The sequence below is a fragment of the Candidatus Terasakiella magnetica genome (genome assembly GCF_900093605.1).
Classification (GTDB): domain Bacteria; phylum Pseudomonadota; class Alphaproteobacteria; order Rhodospirillales; family Terasakiellaceae; genus Terasakiella; species Terasakiella magnetica.
The window spans coordinates 155,073-175,858 of the sequence record NZ_FLYE01000023.1 but is presented as its reverse complement, the minus strand read 5'-3'; the positions used below and the strand labels follow the sequence as shown (position 1 = coordinate 175,858).

General features: G+C 46.4%; 21 protein-coding genes. 13 read left to right on the top strand and 8 right to left on the bottom strand.

Features of this window, described 5'->3' with window-relative positions:
• Nucleotides 1-48 precede the first annotated feature (48 nt).
• The 5 genes from MTBPR1_RS18135 to MTBPR1_RS10135 all read right to left on the bottom strand — a co-directional run bounded on the left by MTBPR1_RS18135 (nucleotide 49) and on the right by MTBPR1_RS10135 (nucleotide 4,965).
• Complete coding sequence (locus tag MTBPR1_RS18135) at nucleotides 49-198, bottom strand: hypothetical protein (protein WP_165602654.1); 150 nt, start codon at nucleotides 196-198, stop codon at nucleotides 49-51.
• Nucleotides 199-348: 150 nt separating this feature from the next.
• Entirely contained in the window at nucleotides 349-1,590 is a 1,242-nt protein-coding gene (locus MTBPR1_RS10150; RefSeq protein WP_069188896.1) for a glycerate kinase type-2 family protein, read from the bottom strand.
• A 6-nt stretch (nucleotides 1,591-1,596) separates the two neighbouring features.
• Nucleotides 1,597-2,283 carry a DUF2927 domain-containing protein gene (locus MTBPR1_RS10145; protein ID WP_069188895.1) on the bottom strand — a complete coding sequence of 229 codons (687 nt, stop codon included), beginning with the start codon at nucleotides 2,281-2,283 and terminating at the stop codon, nucleotides 1,597-1,599.
• A gap of 29 nt (nucleotides 2,284-2,312) precedes the next feature.
• Entirely contained in the window at nucleotides 2,313-4,100 is a 1,788-nt protein-coding gene (locus tag MTBPR1_RS10140) for an ABC transporter transmembrane domain-containing protein (protein ID WP_338031281.1), read from the bottom strand.
• A gap of 61 nt (nucleotides 4,101-4,161) precedes the next feature.
• The gene (locus tag MTBPR1_RS10135; protein WP_069188893.1) at nucleotides 4,162-4,965 is read right to left on the bottom strand and encodes a dienelactone hydrolase family protein; all 804 of its coding nucleotides are present in this window, start codon (nucleotides 4,963-4,965) and stop codon (nucleotides 4,162-4,164) included.
• A 142-nt stretch (nucleotides 4,966-5,107) separates the two neighbouring features.
• Between MTBPR1_RS10135 and MTBPR1_RS10130 the strand changes: the two genes are divergently transcribed.
• Together MTBPR1_RS10130 and MTBPR1_RS10125 are read left to right on the top strand one after the other, a co-directional pair.
• The gene (locus tag MTBPR1_RS10130; protein ID WP_069188892.1) at nucleotides 5,108-6,271 is read left to right on the top strand and encodes a type 2 periplasmic-binding domain-containing protein; all 1,164 of its coding nucleotides are present in this window, start codon (nucleotides 5,108-5,110) and stop codon (nucleotides 6,269-6,271) included.
• A gap of 89 nt (nucleotides 6,272-6,360) precedes the next feature.
• Complete coding sequence (locus MTBPR1_RS10125) at nucleotides 6,361-6,717, top strand: response regulator (RefSeq protein WP_083223023.1); 357 nt, start codon at nucleotides 6,361-6,363, stop codon at nucleotides 6,715-6,717.
• On the opposite strand, the gene MTBPR1_RS10120 is transcribed toward MTBPR1_RS10125, so the two are convergent.
• Nucleotides 6,710-7,447: a substrate-binding periplasmic protein gene (locus tag MTBPR1_RS10120; RefSeq protein ID WP_083223022.1), complete on the bottom strand. Its 738-nt coding sequence runs from the start codon at nucleotides 7,445-7,447 to the stop codon at nucleotides 6,710-6,712. The two genes, MTBPR1_RS10125 and MTBPR1_RS10120, sit on opposite strands and share 8 nt — an antisense overlap.
• Before the next feature lie 264 nt (nucleotides 7,448-7,711).
• On the opposite strand from MTBPR1_RS10120, the gene MTBPR1_RS10115 reads away from it, so the two are divergent.
• From MTBPR1_RS10115 to MTBPR1_RS10065, 11 genes are all read left to right on the top strand, one after another.
• The gene (locus tag MTBPR1_RS10115) at nucleotides 7,712-8,110 is read left to right on the top strand and encodes a c-type cytochrome (RefSeq protein ID WP_069188889.1); all 399 of its coding nucleotides are present in this window, start codon (nucleotides 7,712-7,714) and stop codon (nucleotides 8,108-8,110) included.
• Between the two features lie 230 nt (nucleotides 8,111-8,340).
• On the top strand, nucleotides 8,341-9,447 hold the full coding sequence (locus MTBPR1_RS10110; protein ID WP_069188888.1) for a hypothetical protein: 1,107 nt from the start codon (nucleotides 8,341-8,343) through the stop codon (nucleotides 9,445-9,447).
• A gap of 25 nt (nucleotides 9,448-9,472) precedes the next feature.
• Nucleotides 9,473-10,459, top strand: a complete 987-nt coding sequence (locus MTBPR1_RS10105) for a hypothetical protein (RefSeq protein ID WP_069188887.1) — start codon at nucleotides 9,473-9,475, stop codon at nucleotides 10,457-10,459.
• A gap of 119 nt (nucleotides 10,460-10,578) precedes the next feature.
• Nucleotides 10,579-11,421, top strand: coding sequence for a hypothetical protein (locus tag MTBPR1_RS10100; RefSeq protein WP_126465166.1), 843 nt, complete (start codon nucleotides 10,579-10,581; stop codon nucleotides 11,419-11,421).
• Between the two features lie 4 nt (nucleotides 11,422-11,425).
• On the top strand, nucleotides 11,426-12,688 hold the full coding sequence (locus MTBPR1_RS10095; RefSeq protein WP_069188885.1) for a transglycosylase SLT domain-containing protein: 1,263 nt from the start codon (nucleotides 11,426-11,428) through the stop codon (nucleotides 12,686-12,688).
• 35 nt (nucleotides 12,689-12,723) lie between these two features.
• On the top strand, nucleotides 12,724-13,269 hold the full coding sequence (locus tag MTBPR1_RS10090; protein ID WP_069188884.1) for a membrane lipoprotein lipid attachment site-containing protein: 546 nt from the start codon (nucleotides 12,724-12,726) through the stop codon (nucleotides 13,267-13,269).
• A 129-nt stretch (nucleotides 13,270-13,398) separates the two neighbouring features.
• The gene (locus MTBPR1_RS10085; RefSeq protein WP_069188883.1) at nucleotides 13,399-14,364 is read left to right on the top strand and encodes a sensor domain-containing diguanylate cyclase; all 966 of its coding nucleotides are present in this window, start codon (nucleotides 13,399-13,401) and stop codon (nucleotides 14,362-14,364) included.
• A gap of 45 nt (nucleotides 14,365-14,409) precedes the next feature.
• Nucleotides 14,410-15,381 (top strand): sensor domain-containing diguanylate cyclase, encoded by a 972-nt coding sequence (locus tag MTBPR1_RS10080; RefSeq protein ID WP_069188882.1) that lies wholly within the window; start codon nucleotides 14,410-14,412, stop codon nucleotides 15,379-15,381.
• Nucleotides 15,382-15,471: 90 nt separating this feature from the next.
• Nucleotides 15,472-17,097 carry a hypothetical protein gene (locus tag MTBPR1_RS10075; protein WP_069188881.1) on the top strand — a complete coding sequence of 542 codons (1,626 nt, stop codon included), beginning with the start codon at nucleotides 15,472-15,474 and terminating at the stop codon, nucleotides 17,095-17,097.
• Nucleotides 17,097-17,621: a hypothetical protein gene (locus MTBPR1_RS10070; protein WP_069188880.1), complete on the top strand. Its 525-nt coding sequence runs from the start codon at nucleotides 17,097-17,099 to the stop codon at nucleotides 17,619-17,621. Before MTBPR1_RS10075 ends, MTBPR1_RS10070 begins: the two co-directional genes overlap by 1 nt.
• Nucleotides 17,621-18,865: a hypothetical protein gene (locus MTBPR1_RS10065; RefSeq protein ID WP_069188879.1), complete on the top strand. Its 1,245-nt coding sequence runs from the start codon at nucleotides 17,621-17,623 to the stop codon at nucleotides 18,863-18,865. The genes MTBPR1_RS10070 and MTBPR1_RS10065 overlap by 1 nt, the downstream gene beginning before the upstream one ends.
• A gap of 13 nt (nucleotides 18,866-18,878) precedes the next feature.
• Here the strand turns inward: MTBPR1_RS10065 and MTBPR1_RS10060 are convergent, their stop codons facing one another.
• Both MTBPR1_RS10060 and moaA read right to left on the bottom strand, forming a co-directional pair.
• Nucleotides 18,879-19,646 carry an NAD kinase gene (locus MTBPR1_RS10060; RefSeq protein WP_069188878.1) on the bottom strand — a complete coding sequence of 256 codons (768 nt, stop codon included), beginning with the start codon at nucleotides 19,644-19,646 and terminating at the stop codon, nucleotides 18,879-18,881.
• A 44-nt stretch (nucleotides 19,647-19,690) separates the two neighbouring features.
• Entirely contained in the window at nucleotides 19,691-20,680 is a 990-nt protein-coding gene (gene moaA / locus MTBPR1_RS10055) for a GTP 3',8-cyclase MoaA (protein WP_069188877.1), read from the bottom strand.
• Nucleotides 20,681-20,786: the final 106 nt, after the last annotated feature.

Below are 20,786 nucleotides of genomic sequence, written 5' to 3'. Positions count from 1 at the left end.
ATGCAAAAACACCTAAGCAAGATATGCTAAAGAATATATCGCTCTGACTTAAGTAACTTCCCGTAGCTTAAGGTCTTCTTTTTCTTTTACTTGAGAGACTTCTTCAAAGAACTTGAGAAATTTGGCAAGCTCTTTCTGCCCGATCATCACACCGGGGTTTTGTTTTGAGTCTGTTTTATTCTGATAAATATTCAACATTGGAACAACTCCCATGACATTCTGTCACATTAAGATGAATAGGTTCCCACCAAAAGTGTCTTCATAAAGCCCATTCTGAGCTTTGTTTTTCTTTAACTCTATATGTAGTTACAAGCCCCCTCAAGAGGCAATATTTGCCTAGTTCACAAGCTATTTCGAGCCTGCAATATAGATCACTCTGAAATCATTGACATTTGTCAGGGTCGGGCCCGGTTTAAACAGGTCCCCCATCTTTTCAAAAAAGTCATAAGACAGGTTATTTTCAAGATACTCATGCAGATTAAGCCCAAGTTTTTCCATGCGCACCTGTGAGCTTGGATCAACCCACGCCCCGGCGTTATCTTCAGACCCGTCAATGCCATCGGTGTCCGCCGCCAGCGCATAAACATTATCAAGCCCGCGGATCTGATCAAGAAAACTGAGCATAAACTCACCATTAGGCCCGCCACGGCCTTTCAGGTTTTTAAGACTAACCGTTGCCTCCCCACCACTTAACAACACGCAAGGCGCATTGATCGGTTGGCCGTGATCAATAATTTGGCGCACGATGGCTGCGTGCATTTTTGCCATTTCACAGGCCTCGCCTTCGATGCGGTCACTTAAGATCAGGCTCGCAATTCCTTTAGAGGCCAGAAAATCACTGGCGGCTTGTAAAGATTTCTGCGGCGTTGCAATCAGCTCATAAACCGAATTTTTAAAACATTCATCATCAAGCTTGATGCTTTCCACCAACTTCTCATCATACCCTTTAATCTTATATCGTTTAAGGATATCCAAGGCCTGCTCAGTCGTGCTTGGGTCCCCAACAGTTGGGCCAGAGGCAATGACGCAGGCATCATCACCGGGTACATCTGATATGGATAAGGTCATAAGCTGTGCCGGATAACAGGCCTTTGCCAAGCGCCCACCCTTGATGGCAGAGAGATGTTTGCGCACACAATTGATCTCATCAATCGTTGCCCCACATTGAAGCAAGGCCTTATTTACCGCCTGCTTTTCAGCCATCTCTACCCCTTCAATAGGCAAAGATAACAAGGCGGAGCCACCACCAGAAATCAGCGCGAAAACAAGGTCATCTTCGCCAAGGGGGCTAACCATCTCCATAATACGTTTTGCCCCGTTAAGGCCTGCCTCATCAGGTACGGGATGGGCGGCTTCCACAACCTCAATATGCTTCGTTGGAACGCTGTGACCATAACGGGTGATCACCAAGCCATTTATCTCACCTAACCAGTATTGTTCAAAGGCTTGGGCCATTTTTGCAGCGCCTTTGCCAGCGCCAATGACGGTGACTTTGCCTGAACGTTCTTTAGGCAAATAGTCTTTCATCACTTCATGGGCATCAGCTACACGGATAGCTTCATTAAAGGCATTTTGTAATAAGGTTTTCATGAAAGCTTACTTTTTCTTTTTACTGGCTTTTTTAACGATTTCACTGATCACAGTTCGCACAACCCCTTGGGCTTCATCCTTTTTCATGCCTGATTTAAAGCGGGGGTCATATAAGGCTTTTAATAGGATTTGGTCTGAAACAGACAAGCTTGTGCGTTTTGAATGTTCATAAAACATGGAGTTTTTCAAAACCGTACTGTCATTGGTCAGCCCAAAAAGCTGAACTGTTTCTTCAATCAGGCAATGATCGGTCTTATCTGGGCGATCAGAAGGGATATAGGCCTTGGCCCCATTAATCCGGTATGTCTTTTTATCCACCTTGATATTGCCAAAACAGTTAATCCCCGGTTTTGTCTTTTTCGCCAAGGCTTTTTTGGGTAAGAAATTAATGATTAAATTGGCCTTTTCACCGCGTTGCGCCATGCGCATATCAAGCTTGGTCAAGCGTTTGATCCGACTCATTAAGTCAAAGAACTTTTTCACCTGATCGCGCGTTAAGGTGCCCGACGGTGAATAGACAATCGGCTTTTCCCATTTGATAATCGGTTTAGGTTCACGCCCTTGCTTGCCATGTTCATGGATAAACACAACCGAATTAAATTGATCAATGAGCTTTTTTAGGGTGAGGGTCTCACTTTGGGCCTGAGCTGTCCCCAGACTGAAGAACAGACATATAAATACTAACAGTCTCATGGGGCACTCTCATCTTTTTTACCGATGCACTATTGTGTCACATCGGTAGAAAACTGCAACTTTGCAAGTTTTGCGTAAAGATCACTTGTTTGTAAAAGCTCCTGATGGCTGCCCACAGCCTTGATGCGGCCTTGATCAATCACACAAATCCGATCCGCATTCACAACAGTTGCCAGACGGTGCGCAATGATCAAGGTCGTGCGCCCGACCATCAAACGATCAAGGGCTTCTTGCACGATACGTTCATTTTCCGCATCCAGCGCACTTGTGGCCTCATCCAGCAATAAAATACTGGGATCGCGCAACAAAGCACGTGCAATGGAAAGACGCTGGCGCTGCCCACCAGATAGGCGCGTGCCTTTTTCACCCAAAAACGTATCAAACCCATCGGGCAGCTTTTCAATAAACTCTGTCACTTGGGCTGCATCTGCGGCACGGCGTACGTCTTCGTCACTGGCCTCAGGACGACCATAACGGATATTCTCCCACGCATTGGCAGAAAAAATCACCGGGTCTTGCGGCACAAGGGCCATGCGGTTGCGCACTTCAATGGGGTCGGCCTGTGAAATATCCACCTCGTCGATTTCAATCACGCCGCTTTCCACATCATAAAAACGCAACATCAATTGCATCAAGGTCGTCTTACCCGCCCCACTTGGCCCCACAAGGGCAACAGTTTCCCCCGGTTGAATGGCTAAAGACACATTGCTAAGCGCTGCAAGATCGGGGCGAGAGGGATAGCGGAAATTCACATAATCAAACTTTACCCGCCCATTATGGTTATCGGGCAAGGCTATTGGGTTTTCTGGCGCTTTGATCTCACTTTCCGTATCAAGCAATTCAATCAAGCGCTCCGTTGCGCCTGCTGCGCGTTGTAATTCCCCCATCACCTCACTGATAACACCCACACTAAAGGCAACCATGGTGGCATAAAATAAAAAGGCCGCCAACTCGCCCCCTGTAATGGCACCTTCCATCACATCGCGTCCACCAACCCACATGACCGCGCCAATGGCACCAAACACTAATAAAATTACCGTTGCGGTAAGCACACTTCGAGCTTGAATGCGGCGAACCGCAGCATCAAACGCGCCAGTCACCTCGCCAAAAAAGCGACGGGCATCTTCTTTTTCATGGGTGAAGGCCTGCACGGTAGAAATGGCATTGATGCTTTCTTCTGCAAAGGCACCCACATCTGCCACACGGTCCTGACTTTCCTTTGACAGTTTGCGCACACGTCGCCCATAAACAATGATAGGCACCACCACCAGTGGAACCACCAGCAAGACAAGGCCTGTCAGCTTCACATTGGTGATAAAGAGCATCACCAAGCCACCAACCAAATTCATTAAATTGCGCAAGGCAATAGAGGCACTAGAGCCAATCACCGATTGTAACAAGGTCGTATCGGTTGTCAGGCGCGAGAGGATTTCACCGGTTTTGGTGACTTCAAAAAAGGCACTGTGTAGCGATAAGATACGGCTAAATACCGCTTGGCGAATATCTGCAACCACACGCTCGCCAATCCAAGACACCATGTAAAAACGCAAAAAAGTCCCTGCCGCCATCACCACAGAGAGGCCAATGAGCATCATCAATGCCGTATCAAGGGCTTCAGGGTTCTTGGAAGAAAAACCGCCATCAATAAGGTGCTTTAAACCTTGACCTAAGCCCAAGGTGGCGACCACCACCGTTGTGAGCGCAAAAAATGCGATAACAACACGCATTTTATAGGGCTTTAAAAAAGCAAAAAGACGCACGAGCACGTGGATATTTTTACTTTTAGGGCGATCAATCATACGGGAATTAGAAGCCACTTTGCATTTTCCTTTTATAAAAGTGGCTTCTTAGATAGGCCGCTATGGCTATAAGAGCAAGTTACCTTTGAAAGATATCACTTAAGAAAGCACGTGTGCGCATCCAGCTATCACCATCAGCCATCGCATCATAGCCCACGGGCATCTTGAACTTCTTGGCAAAGGCATCTGCATCAGGGTTGGTAAAACTATGTAAAGCGCCTTCATAATTCACAAAATTATAATCAACCCCTGCAGCCTGCATTTCTGCCTTAAAAGCACTGATATGTTCTGGCTTGATAAATGGATCAGCCGCCCCGTTATAGACACGCACCTTTGCCTTTACCGCCCCCATCATGGCAGGTGTTTGCGTTTTTAATGAGCCGTGATAACTGATCACACCTTTTAAATCTCGCCCTGTTCTGGCAGCATGTAAAACCATGCCCCCGCCAAAGCAATAGCCAATGGCAGCGGTTTGTTTTTCATTTACCATTGATTGGCTTTTTAATAAATCATGGGCGGCATCAAATCTTTTTTCGGCAACCGCTATATTTGAAATCGTCGCCATCATGAAGGCTTTGGCATCTTTAGGGTGATTTGCCAGTTTCCCCGTTCCATACATATCTAGTGCAAGTGCGGTATATCCCAATGTTGCCAGCATTTCAGCCCGTTTTCTGGCATAAGGGTTATGCCCCCACCATTCATGGACAACCAACACCCCGGGGCGTGGGCCCTCCATGGCATCATCATAGGTCAAATAACCCGTAAACTCTTGCCCATCCACACTATATTTAATTTCTTCACCCACGACTTTAGCCTGCGCAAAAGACCAAAGGGCGCAATTTATCGCAACTGCTAGAATAAGAACTTTTCCAAAACCAGACATAATTTACTCCAAAATATGTATCTATTCCACATAAGTGAAGCTTGGGACTGACAAGTTGTTTTACAAGAGCTTGCCGTTTTTCTTTGCTTCAGTTACCTTCTTGCCAGGTTTAAAACCGGATAATTTATAATGGATAAGAAAAATGCGTAACGTTGTCATCGGTCTGGTCATCGGGCTTGTTGTCGGTGTGGTTTTAGGGGTCACGATTTTAACACCCAAAATCAAAACACATGCAGCCTCAAAAGCTGTTTTAAGCGAGCGTGATCTCGATAAGGACGTATCGCAAGCCCCCATTGCGCTGACATCTTTGCAAAAAGGCGATGCCATTCATTGGCGCTCAGCCCCTCCTTTTCCATCTGATCGTCCCAACGTTGCTAATCAGGCGCGCGATTTTGCCAAGCAATTGACCATTCTTTCAGGTGAAAAGATGATTTTGCCGGTTCTGCCTGCCAAAGACGTTATTGCCGCTGATCGCTTATTTGGTGCCATTGCTTCAGGGCGCATTGATGCCCTCTTTACCACAGCAGATATCGCCATTGATAAAGAACCAGCCCTTGCGCTTTATTCCGCCATTCCTTTTGGGCCTAAGCCCCAAGATACTTTGGCGTGGCTACAAGCAGGCAATGGCACAAAGAAACTGCGCGACATGTTTGCAAACCACAATATCCATGCTTTGGTCTGTGGGTATCTGCCTGCTGAATCCAGCGGTTGGTTTACCAATGAAATCAATAATGCAGAACAGCTTAGCGATTTGCGCCTACGCATCACGGGCTTGGGGGCAAAGGTCTGGGAAAAAGCTGGGGCTAATGTCGCAACCATTACACCTGAAGAAATCATGGCGGCCTTTGACCAAGACCAAATTGACGGGGCTGTCTTTTCCTCCCCTGATATGGATGCAAAATCCGGCTTTAGCCGTTTTGCCAAAAACTATTACTATCCGGGTTGGCAAAACCAAGGCCAGCCCCTGTTATTACTGGTGAATGCACGGGCATGGAAAAAACTTGATCAAGAACGCAAATCCCTGCTCAAAGCCTCATGTGACCAACATACATCTCTTAGCCATGCAAAGGCTGCTAAAGCACAATTTGACGGTCTCAGTGAAATTGTGAAACAGGAAGTTAAACTGCAAAAGCTACCACTTTACGTTATTGAGCCGTTACACGAATCGTGGAAAAAGGTTCTGGCAGAAGAAGCCCGACGCAACCAGACTTTTCGTGAAACATGGGAAGATTTAAAAAGTTTCCTTAAAACGAGAAGAACTTGGCAGGAAATGAGCGTTATTAAGCAAGAAACGGCTGATTATTAAAAATCATTCACCTATATAGGTGATTACCACGGCTTCAGCTAAAGATATCATTAAAACTATCTTCCATAATCTTTAGTTAAAAGAAGTTCATGATGATTAACGTTCTTATCGTAGATGACGACCAAATGATCTTGGACAGCACAAAAGTCTTTTTAGAAGCCAATGATTATCAAGTTACTATCGCTCATGATGGAATTGAGGCCGTAGAGCTTATGGAAAAGCAAAGTTTCGACATTGCCGTTGTCGACCTGTTTATGCCCAGAAGCGGCGGCATTGAGACCATTGCCAAAATTAACAATAGAATGCCCGTGATTGCTGTTTCCGGTGTGATGAAAGATCGCCTTAGTGAAAAAGAACTCTCACACAGCCTTCAGGTTGATCAGTTTCTTCCCAAACCATTTGAGCCCCACAGGCTCATCACCGTCATTGATCAGCTCCTTAATTAGGGCGATAGCGGCTGATTATCTTCTTGATCGTCCCATCGCCATGCATTTCTTCCAAAATAGCTGAAAGTTTCCCCACTACGGACTTAGGCGTTTTAAGAGAAGCGGCCACATAAAGCATATGTTGGGTTAAAGGTTGACCATGGGTTGCCTTTGGGGCATTTGGTGTTAATTTCCACATCCATTTTGCCATATCCAAAGGCGTAAACCATGCATCCACACGCCCATATTGCATCATTCTAATTACGTTGGGGTTGATATCATGGATGGGAACAAGGTTTTTAAAACCGTGTTTTTTCAACATCATCTCTGGCGGTGCGGCCTGATGTACTAAAACCCGGCTCAGTTTTTTGGCGGCCTGAACCTGCAACTTCTCGCCATTCACAGTGATAAAAGACATTTTCATTTCTTTAATCGGGGCGATCCATTGGTATTGTTTTTCGCGATGTTCAAGGCGTGCCATTGGAAAAACCACGATATTGGCATCGGTCTGGGCAATGGTCTGGGCACGCCCCCATGGGTGAACTTCCACTGAAATATCATCCCCTGCGCGTTTGACCATCTCGCGTGCGATCTCAACAAAAAAACCGGGATACTGCTGGTTACCCAACATGCTCCAGGGCGGCAGGTAGCCTGTGACAAGCCTGTATTGTTCTGCCTTTACCTGCGTTGAACAGAGTAAAAGGACAGCAACCAGCCCTATAAAATTATTTATAAGCCGACGCTTAGACATCTCGTTTCATTCCAAATTGGCGCAATTTTTATTTATTTTTTTCAATCATAGCAAAAAACGGCCTCTGTATCCCCCATAAACAAAGAAAAGATCAAGACAATGGTTAAATTCTTATAATCACAGTGAAACGGAGGAGAATAAGACAAGATGAATATACCTTCCAAAAACTTGCTAAATTACAGGTTTAAGGTATTGCCAAACCCGATTGGCTTGATAATATGTCGCTGATCGATTCAAAAGTATTCTAAGCTTAGGAGAATAAGTATGCGTAAGGTTGTAGCACTGGCCGTTGCTGGCATGGTTGCATTTGCTAGCGGTTCTGCTCTTGCAGAAGGCGATGCTAAAAAGGGCAAAAAAGTATTCAAAAAATGTAAGTCTTGCCACACAATCAAAGACGGCGGCAAACACAAAGTAGGCCCTAACCTCTTTGGCGTTGTTGGTAAATCTGGCGGTTCTGCTGATGGTTACAAATATTCTAAAGGTTACATGGCTGCGGCCCCTAGCCTGACTTGGGACGACGCTGCCCTGATGGAATACCTCAAAGACCCATCTAAATACCTGTCTTCTAAAGCAGGTAAGAAAGTTAAATCTAAAATGACTTTCAAACTGAAAAAAGAAAAAGCTCGTGCTGACGTAATCGCTTACTTGAAAGAAAACAAGTAAGTAACGTCTAGAAGCTGAAGAGTTTCTTTTCAAAAAGCCGCAAGACTGTCATGGTCTTGCGGCTTTTTTCATTTACAGTGCAAAAAGATGTAAAAAACAACCAAAGACCGACAAAGATATCTTTTAACGTGCAAAAAGAAATGATAACGTTCGCATAAATGAAAACGCGCCTAACCCTCTCATAAGTGTAACAACATTAAATTCTTGGTTTGAAAACAGGTCTCTTTCTTATGAAACGTTCTCTTATCTTGTTGTCGGCACTTTTGATTACAAGTTTCATGTCACTCTCCAGTGCCCATGCCCTGCAAGTCAGTGCGCAAGGCAGCAACCAGCGCCAAGCGTTGAATAATGCGCTGCGCCAAGCTGTTGAAATGACCTTGGGCACTGAAATTGAAAACAACACATTGGTTGAAAACTTTCAGGTCGTGCGCCAACAAATACTCAGCCACACAAAAGGCTTTGTGCGTTCTTATAAAATCCTTGATAAAAAAGTCGATCCATCAGGCATGGTTGAAGTCACGATTGAGGCTGAGGTTGATGAGCAATCCCTCAAGGACAGCAGTATTGCACTATCCACCTTAATGAAAATGGCGGCACATCCACGCGTTCTGGTCGCGCCCATTGATGAAGATTTTGATTCTCTTTCCAGCCTAAGTGATGATTTCCACCTGTTAAGTGAGGCTGTTGAAAGTACTTTGCGCGAAGATTTTCGTTTTGAAACACTGGATTTTGAAGCCACGCGCCTAAAGGCCAAAGACAAATACCGTTATACGGATCGCAAAAATAACTTAAAGCGCGCAAGACGCAACAAGGTTGATTTCATCATTTTTGTTGAAGTGATTAAAGCACGCAATCATCCCTATAAGCTACGCCTTGAAAGCGTTGAAGTCGCCACTAACCGATCCCTTGCCAAAGAAGAAGTCGGTTTTGCCATGAGCGACTGGACACGGGATGAAAAAAGTAATCACGCAGCCATCATCAACCAAGCCAAAGACCATATCTATGGCCCAAGTGCGCAGGTCGCCGCCGCCTTGATTGAGAATATCCGCAAAGAAGTCTATGAGGAAGGCCAGCGCTATCGGCTGTCTTTCCAACGTTTTGATGAAAAAACCATCAAATTTCTTGAAACCGACCTAAGCGCCCTGAGCGGCTATGTACGTCATAAACTGGACGTGCAGAAAAAAAAGGCTCTGAGCCTTTCCTATTGGTCATTATTAAAGCCCGGCACGTTAAATCAAGAGATTTCAGCCCTTTTAAAGGCACAAGACATCTCTTTTGATTTTAGACTTGAAGGGCGCACACTAAAATATCGTTACGACGATCCGATGTTTGAATAATTTTTATTGTCTCAAGGGGGACGAAATGAAACGTTTAACCATATCCTTTTTCCTAACCATGATGGGGCTTGTCTCACTCATCGGCCTCAGCGCGAACTCTGCACAAGCTGCTGAGTTGCCTTATCTCATGATCATGGGTGAAGATAACGACAGAGATGCCATTCCACGCGACAGTCGTGTTTTTCGCCGGGTCCTTAATGAACTCGCCGATGCCATGAATGCAGATGGTTTTGATGTCTATGATGAAACCGCTGTTTCCCTTGATGATTATGCTCAGGGGCGTTCGCGCCGTTCTGATGCGGAATTAATCGATATTGCCCGTTCTGTAAAACGCCCGCCCATTGATGTAGTCGTCCTTTTTGAAGTCTACGCCAGTGCGGAACGTTTAGATTACACAACAAAGGTACGCACCCGTTTATCTGGTCGCCTGCTTGATGTTCATTCCGGTCGCCGCTTGGGTAACTTTGAAGTTTCCTCCCCGCGCAATTTCCGCGCACCGGTCAATTGTAACCGTGAATGTATCCTTGAAACCGTCGGCAACAATGCCCGCCTGCTGGCACGTGATGTGGCTGATGTTTTGGTGCAAAAACTCGGGGATGAAGTTGATTATGGCTATGATGATCGTGATGATTACGATGATCGCGATGGTTATGACAAGGGCTCTACAAAAGATATGGCACGCCGTCGCGGCAATGATGGATGTCGTGGTCGCGTACAAGACGTTTTCCTTAACTTCCAGAACTTTACTGAACAAGAAATGCTCGATATGGAAGATGTCATTCTCGCCAAATTCTCCTGCTATGTGGACCACCGCCCCGCTGCATCACACGGTCGCACCCATGAATATGTTTATAAAACGCGCCTGCATACGGGTAAAATGAAGCGCAACCTCATTCGCGCGCTTGAATATCTCGGCATGTCTGGTCGTGTAAAATATCAAGGTAAAGAGTTTACAGTTTCCAAGGTAAACAAACGCCGCAGTCGTTATTATCAAGATGGCGCCAAGTGGTAGACGTTACACAAGAAGAGAAGGCGGCATCATCGCTGTCTTCTCTTCTCCCCCTTGCCCTTTAAAATACCCCACATCCATTCATAAGACTGATTGTGATGTTGTTTTTTAAGGAAAATAAAATGAGACGATCCCTATTAACTGCCGTATTTGCCATGTGCCTTGCCTCTCAATCATGGGCCCTTGATGGCTGGGTTGAGGCCAGTGATGATGCAACCACAAACTGGTCACAAGGTTATGTGGAAGCCAGCGCCCAAGGCACCTCGCGTTATATGGGAAATCGCGTTCAAGAAGAACTGATGGCAAAACAGGCTGCACGCACCACCGCACAGGCGCGCTTGCTTGAAATCATCAAAGGTATACGCCTAACAGGCCTTACCACAATTGGCACCCATGGTGCAGGCGATACACGCGCAGCCACTCGGATCAAAGGTACCTTGCGTGGTGCACGTGCCATTGATGAAAAAATCACATGGCATAAAGATAGCTCGAGCAGGCGCGGCGAAGTGGTCATGGCTGAAGTCACCATGCGTGTCTGTATCAGCCCTGCCTGTCAGGATACAAAGCAGAACCTGACCAACGCGAGCTTAGACCTTAAACCGACTGCCCCTCAAACTACGCCTAAAGCCCCTGCCTCCACATCGCGCTATAGTGCGGTCATCATTGATCTGGAACAGGCCATGTATCTGCCCGCCTTGGCCCCGCAAGTCATTAATGAAAAACAAGAAATGGTCTATTCACAAGACAGTGTTGATCCAGCGGCGGTTATGGAAAAAGGCTTAATCCATTATTCAAAATCCGTTGAAAAGGCCAAAACGCTTGAGATCACGGGTGAAAATCCACTTGTCGTTTCAGCTTTGCGTATTTCAAAAGATAATCAGATTGTTTTATCAAATAAAGATGCCCAGATGATGCGCCCCTTAGAGGCGGTCAAACAGGGCCGCTTGATTGTGGCATTGGATTAAACTGATGAAACGAGCCCTCACCTATAAGCTGCTCTGTTCTGCTCTCGCCTTTAGCCTGATTGCACCCAACCTTGTTCAGGCTGAAACCGATTGGCTCGATAAAATTGATAGCCAATTTGAAGATACCTTCGAACAAACCGATAAAGCCTTTGATCGTGCCATGCGCGAAGGTGTTGAAGAATTAGACCGCGAACTTGCAGAGATTTGGGGGGAAAGCCGCCAACTGCCAGAACCCAAAGTCTGGGTGGGCTACAGCAAAGACCGTACCAGCCGGATCATTGTGGATTATGAGCGCGGTGAAATGTCCATTGAAGGGCTTGATAAAGAAGAAAAAGACCTCTTCACTGACTTTCAAGAAATCCTGATAGAAGATAGTGACACCCTTGATGAGCGCGCCCTATTGCGTCGCAAGCTTCAAGAAAAGGCCGATGAATTCTGGAATGAGGACGCCCCCGTTCGCCCGAGACGAGACGTCCGTGAAAAACGCCCCCAAAATGACCGTTTTAAAGATATCCCTGAAGAAAGTTTTGAGGAAAAACAGGTTGAAAAACAACGCGTAGAAACCAAACCAGCACGCCCCAAAATCAACTGGAAACGCCACCGCGAGCTTTCCACCCTGATTGCCCCGCGTGTGCGCCCTGTTTTTGTTAAACGCGATGTACGCCTTGCCAAAGGCAAAATGGCAAAAATGGCCCGCATCACCATTCCATTGCGCCCTGAGCGTGACCAATTAAGTGCCCAATCCCTGCGCGGCCCTATTTTGGAAGCTGCGCAAAAATACCGTTTGCCCCGCTCGCTTATTCTCTCGGTCATTAAAAATGAAAGCTCGTTTAACCCGCGTGCACGTTCTCATGCCAATGCTATGGGCTTGATGCAACTGGTCGCCACAAGCGGGGGCAAGGAAGCCTATAGTTATCTGTTGGGTAAAGAGGCCACACCGGGGCCTGATGTGCTTTATAACCCTTATGAAAACATCATGTTAGGCGCAACCTACCTGCATTTGCTCAACACCCGATATTTCGGCAAGGTCAAAGATGAAAAAGCCCGCCAGTATCTTATCATCTGCGCCTATAACACCGGGGCAGGCAATGTGGCCAAAGCCTTTACCGGTAAAATGAAATTGCGCCCTGCCATTAAAAAGATAAATAGCATGAGTGCACAGGAAATTTACAATCACCTTCAAGCTCATCTCCCTTATGGGGAAACCAAAACCTATCTCTCGCGCGTGAGTAAAGACACCAAGACTTTCGCCAGTTGGGATGCCTGATGTTTAAATATATTTTCTAAGAATGAGGTCATAAGATGAAAAAGACACTTCTCGGCTTTTGTGCCATTGCCCTTTTAAGTGCCTGCCAAACAACAGGTTCCCTGCGCCCCGGCGAAGTATATGGCACGGATATTGGCTCTATTTTAGCATCCGAAGCCAACCTTGATCTCAGCATCGCCAATGAAGATAAAATGAACAGTGAAATTGAAAAGGCCCTGTTTTTCTCTAATAACGGGCTGACAACCAGCTGGTATGCCGGATCAAGTGCGCGCTTGCGCCCAACTGGAAATGTGCGTGATCGTCGCGATCGTGATTGTCGGCGTTTTCGCTTTGGTGTGATGATGAGTTCCCAGTGGTATAATTCAACCGCTGTTGCATGTCGGGAAGATAATATTGCTTGGTATCTGATTTCAAACCGATGGGACCGTCGCCCGACAGCGGATCGAGATAGACGCATTGATCGCAGAAGAGATGATAATAACAACCGTGGCAGGTGGGAGAATCTTTCAGATGAGTTAGGAGGAAATCCGGCGAATAACTCAAATGATGACTTCGGCCCGCGAAATAACGCCGGTTGGTAAGGCTAAATTCGGATTTATTTTAGTTTTGAGGGGGTTATCCCCCTCTTTTTTACTCATCTAGTCCAACTACTTTTTGCATAAAGGCTAGAAGCAGGCTATCCTAGTCTTAACTATACAAGTAGTGAGACAATGGTAGAAAACGTAGTATTTTTCGACGACAATGAGGGCACCACTGATGCGGTTTTAACCCATCAGACCCTTATTGATACTCAGGAGAAACTGGGCGCACTGCTGGATTTAATGCCTACAGGCCTTATTATCCATCAGATGCAAGGCGTGCTTTTTGCCAATCAACAAGCATTACATCTGTTTGAAAAAGACCATTTAGCCATGGTCGGCAAGCATATTTTGGATTATGCACCAGATGATGCGCGTGAAAAATGGTCTGAAATGTTCATGTCCACCTTCATGCGTGATGAACCGGTGCGCTTTCCTGAACTGACTTTAAAAAGATCAGACGGTAGCCTGTCTCACATCCAAGTCTCCGCTGGTCGCCTGCCTTGGGAAGGCACCAGCGTCATCCAGATTATGCTGGAAGATGTCACAGAGCTTAAGCAGCAAGCCAAAGAGTTGGAAAAGCTGACCTTTAATGATGTACTGACAGGGGCATTTAACCGTCGCTACTTCATACAACATGCCTCAGAAAGTGTTGCATATGCCCTTGATGAAGCTAAACCGTTCAGCCTCCTTATTTTTGATGTGGACTGGTTTAAAAAAGTAAATGACACCTATGGTCATCAGGCTGGTGATGAAGCCTTAAAAACCATTAGCGCCGTTTGGCAAAGAAACACCCGCCAAAACGAATTTGATAACCGCAAAAACGACAGCACCCTTGCGCGCATTGGCGGGGAAGAATTTGCAATCTATCTGCCAAATGTGGACCAAGATGGTGCGACTGCCATTGCAGAGCGCATCCGCAGTGCAATTGCAGAAAACACAGTTATTTTTAAAGACCTGCGTTTTAAGATTACGGCAAGCTTTGGCGCAACAAGCCTTAAACATGGCGATGAAAGTCTTGATGACCTGATCAGACGTGCTGATCTCGCCCTTTATAAGGCGAAAGAAAACGGGCGCAACAGGGTTGAATTTGAGTAAATATTACTCAATATTTTACATAGCTATATATGAGATGAGCAACCATTGACGGATTTTTTTTGGGATGACACCGACGGTACCGAACAAGCCGTTCAAACCCAACAACATTTAATTGATACACAAGAACGCATGGGCGCCCTGCTGGATTTGCTGCCCAATGTTATTCCCATGGGGCTCTTAATCCATCAACCCCAAGCCATGCTCTTCGTCAATAATGAAATCTGTCGCATGTTTAACACCAGTCATGATGATATGCTCGGCAAACACCTGCTTGATTTCATGACTGATGAGCTGCGCGAGCGGCTTTTGCCCCTATTCATGCAGGCCTTTGATAACCCAGAACCCATTAACCTTACTGAAGTTGACCTCCATACCAGTGATGGCAAATGCCATATTGTTAATATCAGCATCGGTAAACTGCCTTGGGAAGGTCTAAACTGTGTGCAAATTGTGCTGCAAGATGTCACAGAACTGATCATGAAAGAGCGCGAGTTGGTGCGCCTTTCCATGACAGACCCCCTAACTGGAGCCTATAACCGGCGCTATTTCATGCAAGAGTCCGTCAAAGTGTTGGAACATGCAAATGAAAATGACCACCCTTTAAGCCTGATTATCTTTGATCTGGATTGGTTTAAAAATATCAATGACACCTATGGTCATGAAGCTGGTGACGATGTTTTGAAAATGATTGTGAGCCTGTGGCATGAAAACTCACGTCATCTCAACATCAGTGACGAGCGCAATAATGACAGCCATCTTGCGCGCATTGGCGGGGAAGAGTTCGCTGTAACCTTGCCTGAAACAGATGTGACAAGTGCGATGGGCTTTGCTGAGCGCATCCGCAAGCAACTTGAAGAAACCCTCATTAAAAGTGGTGAGCATTCCATCAAGGTCACAGGCAGTTTTGGGGTTACGACTTATCAAAAAGGCGATACTCTTGATGATATGTTTAGCCGTGCAGATAAAGCGCTCTATCAGTCCAAAGAAAATGGTCGCAACCAAGTGACGTCTTCTTGAAAAAAACGCCCTAACCCTTTCATAGATATACTCTAGACCTAAAGTTGTTTTCCTTTACAATAAGGAAAACGAAAATCAGGGACGCATAAGATGGGATCCGAAGAACTGCTGCTTGAGGCAGGAAAAAGCGGTGAGCTAACAGCCGTATTACATACCATGGCTGAAAGTGAGATAGACGGGGAAGCCAAATTCTCCCCGATGATTTGTCGCGAAATCGGCAAGCTTGTTGTCTGTCGCACCTATGCCACCCCTTTGATGGAACTTTCCCACCTGATTGTGGCTGCAAGTGAGCTTTCTTTCCAAAAGGGTCGCTATGAATTTTTCTTTTGGGACAGTGGGGTGGCGCGCAGCTCCAGCTATCAAAGCTATTGCCACCATGCTTATGCAGACTATAACGGTTCAACCCTCAGCCTCAGTGAAAATGGGCTAACCCTCTCCTACCCTGATGGTGAATTTTCAATCCAATATAGCCGGATGCCCGTCCTTTCCGCCTTATTGGAATTTCTCCTTACCGCCCTTGGCTATAGCGATATTGACCAGGTCTTACAAAATCTCCTTAGTGAAGAACTCACGCGCAAGTCTGTTTCAGAGGCCGCAAATACCTTATCGCGCCAGCTTTATAAATATTTGGGTGAACATCTGCCCACAGCCCAATCCCAACGAAAATTTCGCAAAATTCTCGCCTATTGTAATGATGATGTGGATAGTGTTGATGACCCAATGATTTTGGATTTTTGGCAGGCCGCCTCATTAGAAAAAGAAAAAGGCGTTGATTTCAAGACCTATGACAGTGTGTTGCTAACTTTTGTGCGCGCCATACAAGCCGTTGAAAGCGCCAGAGACCTTGCGGCCATGCGCCATGCAGGCTCCATTGGCGGGGATCATGAAGCCGGTGAGATCGCCCCTGATTTATTATCCGAAACACTTGAAAGCGTTGAAGAAACCCTCTCCCCCTTAATAGAGCTCAACTCCAGCCCGCTTAATCTGGTTAAGTTCCTCAATAAACAGGAATGCGCTAACCTTGAAGGTCTGCTTAATGCGGGTGGCTTGGCCCTGCGCCTGCCGCTTTCCATTTTACGCAGTGATATTTTCACCAAGCCACAAGCCCGCCTGACCCAAGCCCTGCGCCGCCATGTTGAAAAAAATGAGCTTGATGAGATTATTGATGAAGGCCCGCAGGAGACTTATCAAGAACGCCAAATCACCTATCAATCCATGCACAAACATATTCAAAAAGCCATCTATGCCAGCCTGCATGCTCTTGCTAAAGCACGCCAAAAAGAAACTGTGGATGTGATGTTAAAGTTGGAACCCGGCATTGATTTTGCCCCGCTGGCCCAGCATTTGATTGAAGAGAGTGACGAGGGTAGCAATGTTGTCACCCTGCAAAGCACCTCCATCACACAGCATTTTATTGAGATCATCCATGATGAAGAAACCGTCGGGCCAGATATTGCAAAGCTCATGGTCGATGCCGAGCAAGCCTATAACGGTTTTTCGCGCAAAGGCTTTAAAGAAGACGTCAGCCAAGCTCCAGAACTAAGCCTCGCGTTTTCACAAGGGGCCGATTTATTGTTGGATATTTCGCGCGATATCGATGCTTTTTTAGAGCGCCTTGATAATCTCTCCCTCGCAGGTGGGGGCTGGCAATCACAATTTTCTTATGACCGCACCGTCTTTAGCGGGCAGTTCAGCAAAATTTATGGAGGGTTTTGATGACTAAATCTTCACGCAAAGATGCCGCAAAGATATTTCAGGCCCTGCATAATTATGACCATCTCATGGGCCCTCCCGATGAGGCAGCGCAAAAAGTCGCCTTTAGTGAGCTCTTTGCCTATGCCCATGACCCAAACCATACATCCTCGCCAGTCCTACAAGCTGCACTTTTAAATGACCTGAAGCTACGCCGGGGTTTAAAACGCTTGCTTGAAAAACAATCCATTGTCCATATGGCACGCGCAGCCGCCGCCAGTACAGGTGATATTGATATACGCGAAGCCGATGGGTTTAAGATCAGCCTGAAACCCTCAAAAGCCGATGCAAGTCAGATTTATCTACTGATTGAAGCCATTGATCGCGATGAAACGCCAAGCCTGCTTTTCATCAATCAAGAAGATGGCCCGATTTTGCGCCTTGTCATTGATGACTTTTATGATGGTGAGGCACAAATCCTGCTTTCAAGTGATGATGATATCGTCAAAGCCTTGCGTAATGTAAAAAGTGAAGTCATTCTCAGCTAATGAGTATCAGAGTTTATATCGCTACCACCGAAGGCCCGGTTGAAGTTCAGCGCATTACGCGCGAAGACCCAGATGTGCGCAGCGTTGTTTGTGAAAACGGCACCGCCAAGGCTTTGCCGATTTCACGAGCTTATGACAGTTTTGTCAAAGAGCCCACAGGCGTAATCCAACGCTCTTATGATCACCCCTCATATCGCATGGACCTCTCTGCCCCCATTACCGATGGTAACAGTTGGCAACTCGGTGCCTTTGCCGCCCACGCCCTTTTTGCAGAAGACCTTCTCGCAAAACCTGAAGAAACAGTTGAAAATGCCATTTGGTTAACAGGCGAGCTAGACCGTGATCTAAATGTGCGCCCTGTTAATCATATCAAAGAAAAACTACTGGCCTCACAAGAGATTTTTGAAAAGCTGCGCGCTGATAATGTGCGCCTTTTCTGCTTTATTCCCGGCGGGGCTGGCCTTGTGCCTGATGATGAGTTTCTTGAAAACTTACATGTAGATGGCGAGCTGCTCCATCTAGAATCCCTGCCCAACATTCAACGCATCATTCAACGCTTTAACCTGAACGATCCCTTACCTGATGAGCTTGAAGAAGAGGATGAAGAGGAAAGTGCTGAGCAAGAGATTGATCTTTACAAGCCTGATCCCAATGCACCGCCCCCCATTAAAGATAATCGTTTTGCAAAAATCATTGCTTTGGTCGTCTGTCTCTTTGCCCTTGGCATTGGGCTTTACCTTCAGTTTGAAGACAATATCATCGCCTTGCGCGCAGGCAGCCTGAAACTTGGTATTTCTGAGCTACGCGCCAATGCCAATCAGGGCTGCCAGGCCCCTGATACCATCCCGCTCATGCGCGATGGGCAAAGCTTCCCATCAAGTTCGCTTAACGGCCTATGTGCTTTGGAAATTTCGGTGAATAACATCGGCGCGCCTGCCTATATGTGGGCCTTTGCCCAGCGTTTAAGCGATGGGCATTTCCTGCTGGCTGATCGTGAAGGATTGATGCAAGCCCAAATGCAAAAAGGCCTCATCGGCTGGCGTATGATTTTGCCGAAAAACATTCATAACTCTATTGATTACCGTGTGGTTGCCCTCGCGTCCAGCAGCCCATTAAGCGAAGCGGTTAATCGCATGTTGCGCACAAGTTTTGGGGCTAAAAAGCCGGATTGGGAAAAGATCAAAGCCCAATTGGTTGATGAAAAAATCACGGTGATCAGCGCGCATCATTCCCTGCTGCGCTGAGCTAAGGCTGAGCTCAGCCCATAAACTGTTCCTGTAAAATCCGCTCTTCCAGATTATGTTCAGGATCATACAGCACCATGGAATAAAGGCTGCGGTCTTCATAGACCTTCACATTAAGCACATCACGAAACTCGTTAAAATCGGCAGAAACACCCACCGGGCGTTTTTCATCATTGATGATTTCAAAATTAACCGAGGCACTATGGGGCAAAATTGCGCCGCGCCAGCGTCTGGGGCGATAGGCTGAAATCGCCGTAAGGGCCAAAACCCCCGCACCCAAAGGCAAGATCGGGCCATAGGCTGACATGTTATAAGCCGTTGAGCCTGCAGGTGTTGAAATCAACAGACCATCACAGACCATTTCATCAAGACGCACGACACCATCGACACTGACGCGGATGTGTGCTGCTTGGCCTGTTTCGCGAAAAAGCGAGACCTCGTTAAAGGCAATGGCTTCATGGATTTTGCCGCCCTTACATTGCGCTTCCATGCGCAAAGGGTGGATTTCAAAGGATTCCATGCGTGAAATCCGCTCCATTAAGTCATCTTCGCGATATTCATTCATCAAAAACCCGACAGATCCCCGGTTCATACCAAAGACAGGTTTATTAAGATGCAGATATTTATGAAGGGTGCGCAACATATAGCCATCCCCGCCCAAGGCCACAATGACATCAGCCTTATCTGGGGTAACATGGTCATACATACCGCATAAACGCGACATTGCATCTTGTGCGGTATCTGATTTTCCAGCAACAAATGCAATTTTGGGATCAGCCATCTGCCTCATCCTTCAGTGAAGTTTCGCCCTAATATGACTCAGCTTTAGCCGCCTGTCACGCTCATATGACGATTAAGTGCCGGACCGTCGCGGCCTTCTTCAATAATAAACTCATGGCCTTCTGGTTTCAGGTTCAAGGCTTTATCAATAGCGGCTTGTAATGGCTCGTTACTTTCACTAGAGCGCACCACCTCGCGCAAGTCCACATTGCCATCTTGGCCCAAGCACATATAAAGCACGCCCTTACAGGTTAAGCGCATGCGGTTACAGCTTTCACAAAAACCGTGGCTAAGTGGTGTGATAAAACCAATGCGATTGCCTGTTTCTGCCACATCGACAAAACGCGCAGGCCCACCCGTTACATAATCCGTATCCGAAATTGTCCATCTTTTTGAAATACGTTCGCGCACTTCAGTCAGTGGTAGGTAATGATCAACGCGCGAGCCACCAATTTCACCCAACGGCATGGTTTCAATAAAGGTCAGGTCAAACCCGTTATCCCCAACAAATTCCAGTAAATCATCAAGTTCTTCATCGGTCTGGCCTTTAAGCGCCACCGTGTTGATTTTGACTTTCAGCCCGGCCTTTTTGGCAGCTTCCAAGCCGTTTAGCACCGTATCAAGCTTGCCATGGCGGGTAATATCGGCAAAACGCTGCGCGTCTAAGGTATCAAGCGAGACATTAATGCGACGCACACCGTATTTAACCAAATCATCGGCATATTTGGTCAATTGAGAGCCATTTGTCGTAAGCGTAAGCTCTTTAAGCGCCCCTGTCTCTAAATGGCGGCTGAGCTGTTTTATCAAATCCATTACGCCACGGCGCACAAGCGGCTCGCCGCCCGTTAAGCGAATTTTCGTCACACCGCGATTGATAAAGGCGGTGCAGATACGTTCCATCTCTTCAAAAGACAGGATTTCTTGGCGCGGTAAAAACGTCATATCTTCTGCCATACAATAGGTACAGCGAAAATCACAACGATCTGTGATAGAGACACGTAAATATGTAATGGTGCGACCGAAGGTATCCTTCATGGCAAAACTCGACGTCCTGTTTATTTTCGACAATTTGTACCTGATTGCCATAGTACCCTAAATAACTTAGGTCAAAAACCAGCAATAAGTAGGGGTATTTTATTCT

Excerpts from the sequence above, each read along its gene's own strand:
- MTBPR1_RS10095 (WP_069188885.1), top strand. The coding sequence starts at position 11,426 with ATGAAACGAGCCCTCACCTATAAGCTGCTCTGTTCTGCTCTCGCCTTT.
- MTBPR1_RS10145 (WP_069188895.1), bottom strand. The coding sequence starts at position 2,283 with ATGAGACTGTTAGTATTTATATGTCTGTTCTTCAGTCTGGGGACAGCT.
- MTBPR1_RS10135 (WP_069188893.1), bottom strand. The coding sequence starts at position 4,965 with ATGTCTGGTTTTGGAAAAGTTCTTATTCTAGCAGTTGCGATAAATTGC.
- MTBPR1_RS10065 (WP_069188879.1), top strand. The coding sequence starts at position 17,621 with ATGAGTATCAGAGTTTATATCGCTACCACCGAAGGCCCGGTTGAAGTT.
- MTBPR1_RS18135 (WP_165602654.1), bottom strand. The coding sequence starts at position 198 with ATGTTGAATATTTATCAGAATAAAACAGACTCAAAACAAAACCCCGGT.
- MTBPR1_RS10150 (WP_069188896.1), bottom strand. The coding sequence starts at position 1,590 with ATGAAAACCTTATTACAAAATGCCTTTAATGAAGCTATCCGTGTAGCT.
- MTBPR1_RS10115 (WP_069188889.1), top strand. The coding sequence starts at position 7,712 with ATGCGTAAGGTTGTAGCACTGGCCGTTGCTGGCATGGTTGCATTTGCT.
- moaA (WP_069188877.1), bottom strand. The coding sequence starts at position 20,680 with ATGAAGGATACCTTCGGTCGCACCATTACATATTTACGTGTCTCTATC.
- MTBPR1_RS10100 (WP_126465166.1), top strand. The coding sequence starts at position 10,579 with ATGAGACGATCCCTATTAACTGCCGTATTTGCCATGTGCCTTGCCTCT.
- MTBPR1_RS10090 (WP_069188884.1), top strand. The coding sequence starts at position 12,724 with ATGAAAAAGACACTTCTCGGCTTTTGTGCCATTGCCCTTTTAAGTGCC.
- MTBPR1_RS10105 (WP_069188887.1), top strand. The coding sequence starts at position 9,473 with ATGAAACGTTTAACCATATCCTTTTTCCTAACCATGATGGGGCTTGTC.
- MTBPR1_RS10060 (WP_069188878.1), bottom strand. The coding sequence starts at position 19,646 with ATGGCTGATCCCAAAATTGCATTTGTTGCTGGAAAATCAGATACCGCA.
- MTBPR1_RS10070 (WP_069188880.1), top strand. The coding sequence starts at position 17,097 with ATGACTAAATCTTCACGCAAAGATGCCGCAAAGATATTTCAGGCCCTG.
- MTBPR1_RS10120 (WP_083223022.1), bottom strand. The coding sequence starts at position 7,447 with ATGTCTAAGCGTCGGCTTATAAATAATTTTATAGGGCTGGTTGCTGTC.
- MTBPR1_RS10110 (WP_069188888.1), top strand. The coding sequence starts at position 8,341 with ATGAAACGTTCTCTTATCTTGTTGTCGGCACTTTTGATTACAAGTTTC.
- MTBPR1_RS10085 (WP_069188883.1), top strand. The coding sequence starts at position 13,399 with ATGGTAGAAAACGTAGTATTTTTCGACGACAATGAGGGCACCACTGAT.
- MTBPR1_RS10075 (WP_069188881.1), top strand. The coding sequence starts at position 15,472 with ATGGGATCCGAAGAACTGCTGCTTGAGGCAGGAAAAAGCGGTGAGCTA.
- MTBPR1_RS10130 (WP_069188892.1), top strand. The coding sequence starts at position 5,108 with ATGCGTAACGTTGTCATCGGTCTGGTCATCGGGCTTGTTGTCGGTGTG.
- MTBPR1_RS10125 (WP_083223023.1), top strand. The coding sequence starts at position 6,361 with ATGATGATTAACGTTCTTATCGTAGATGACGACCAAATGATCTTGGAC.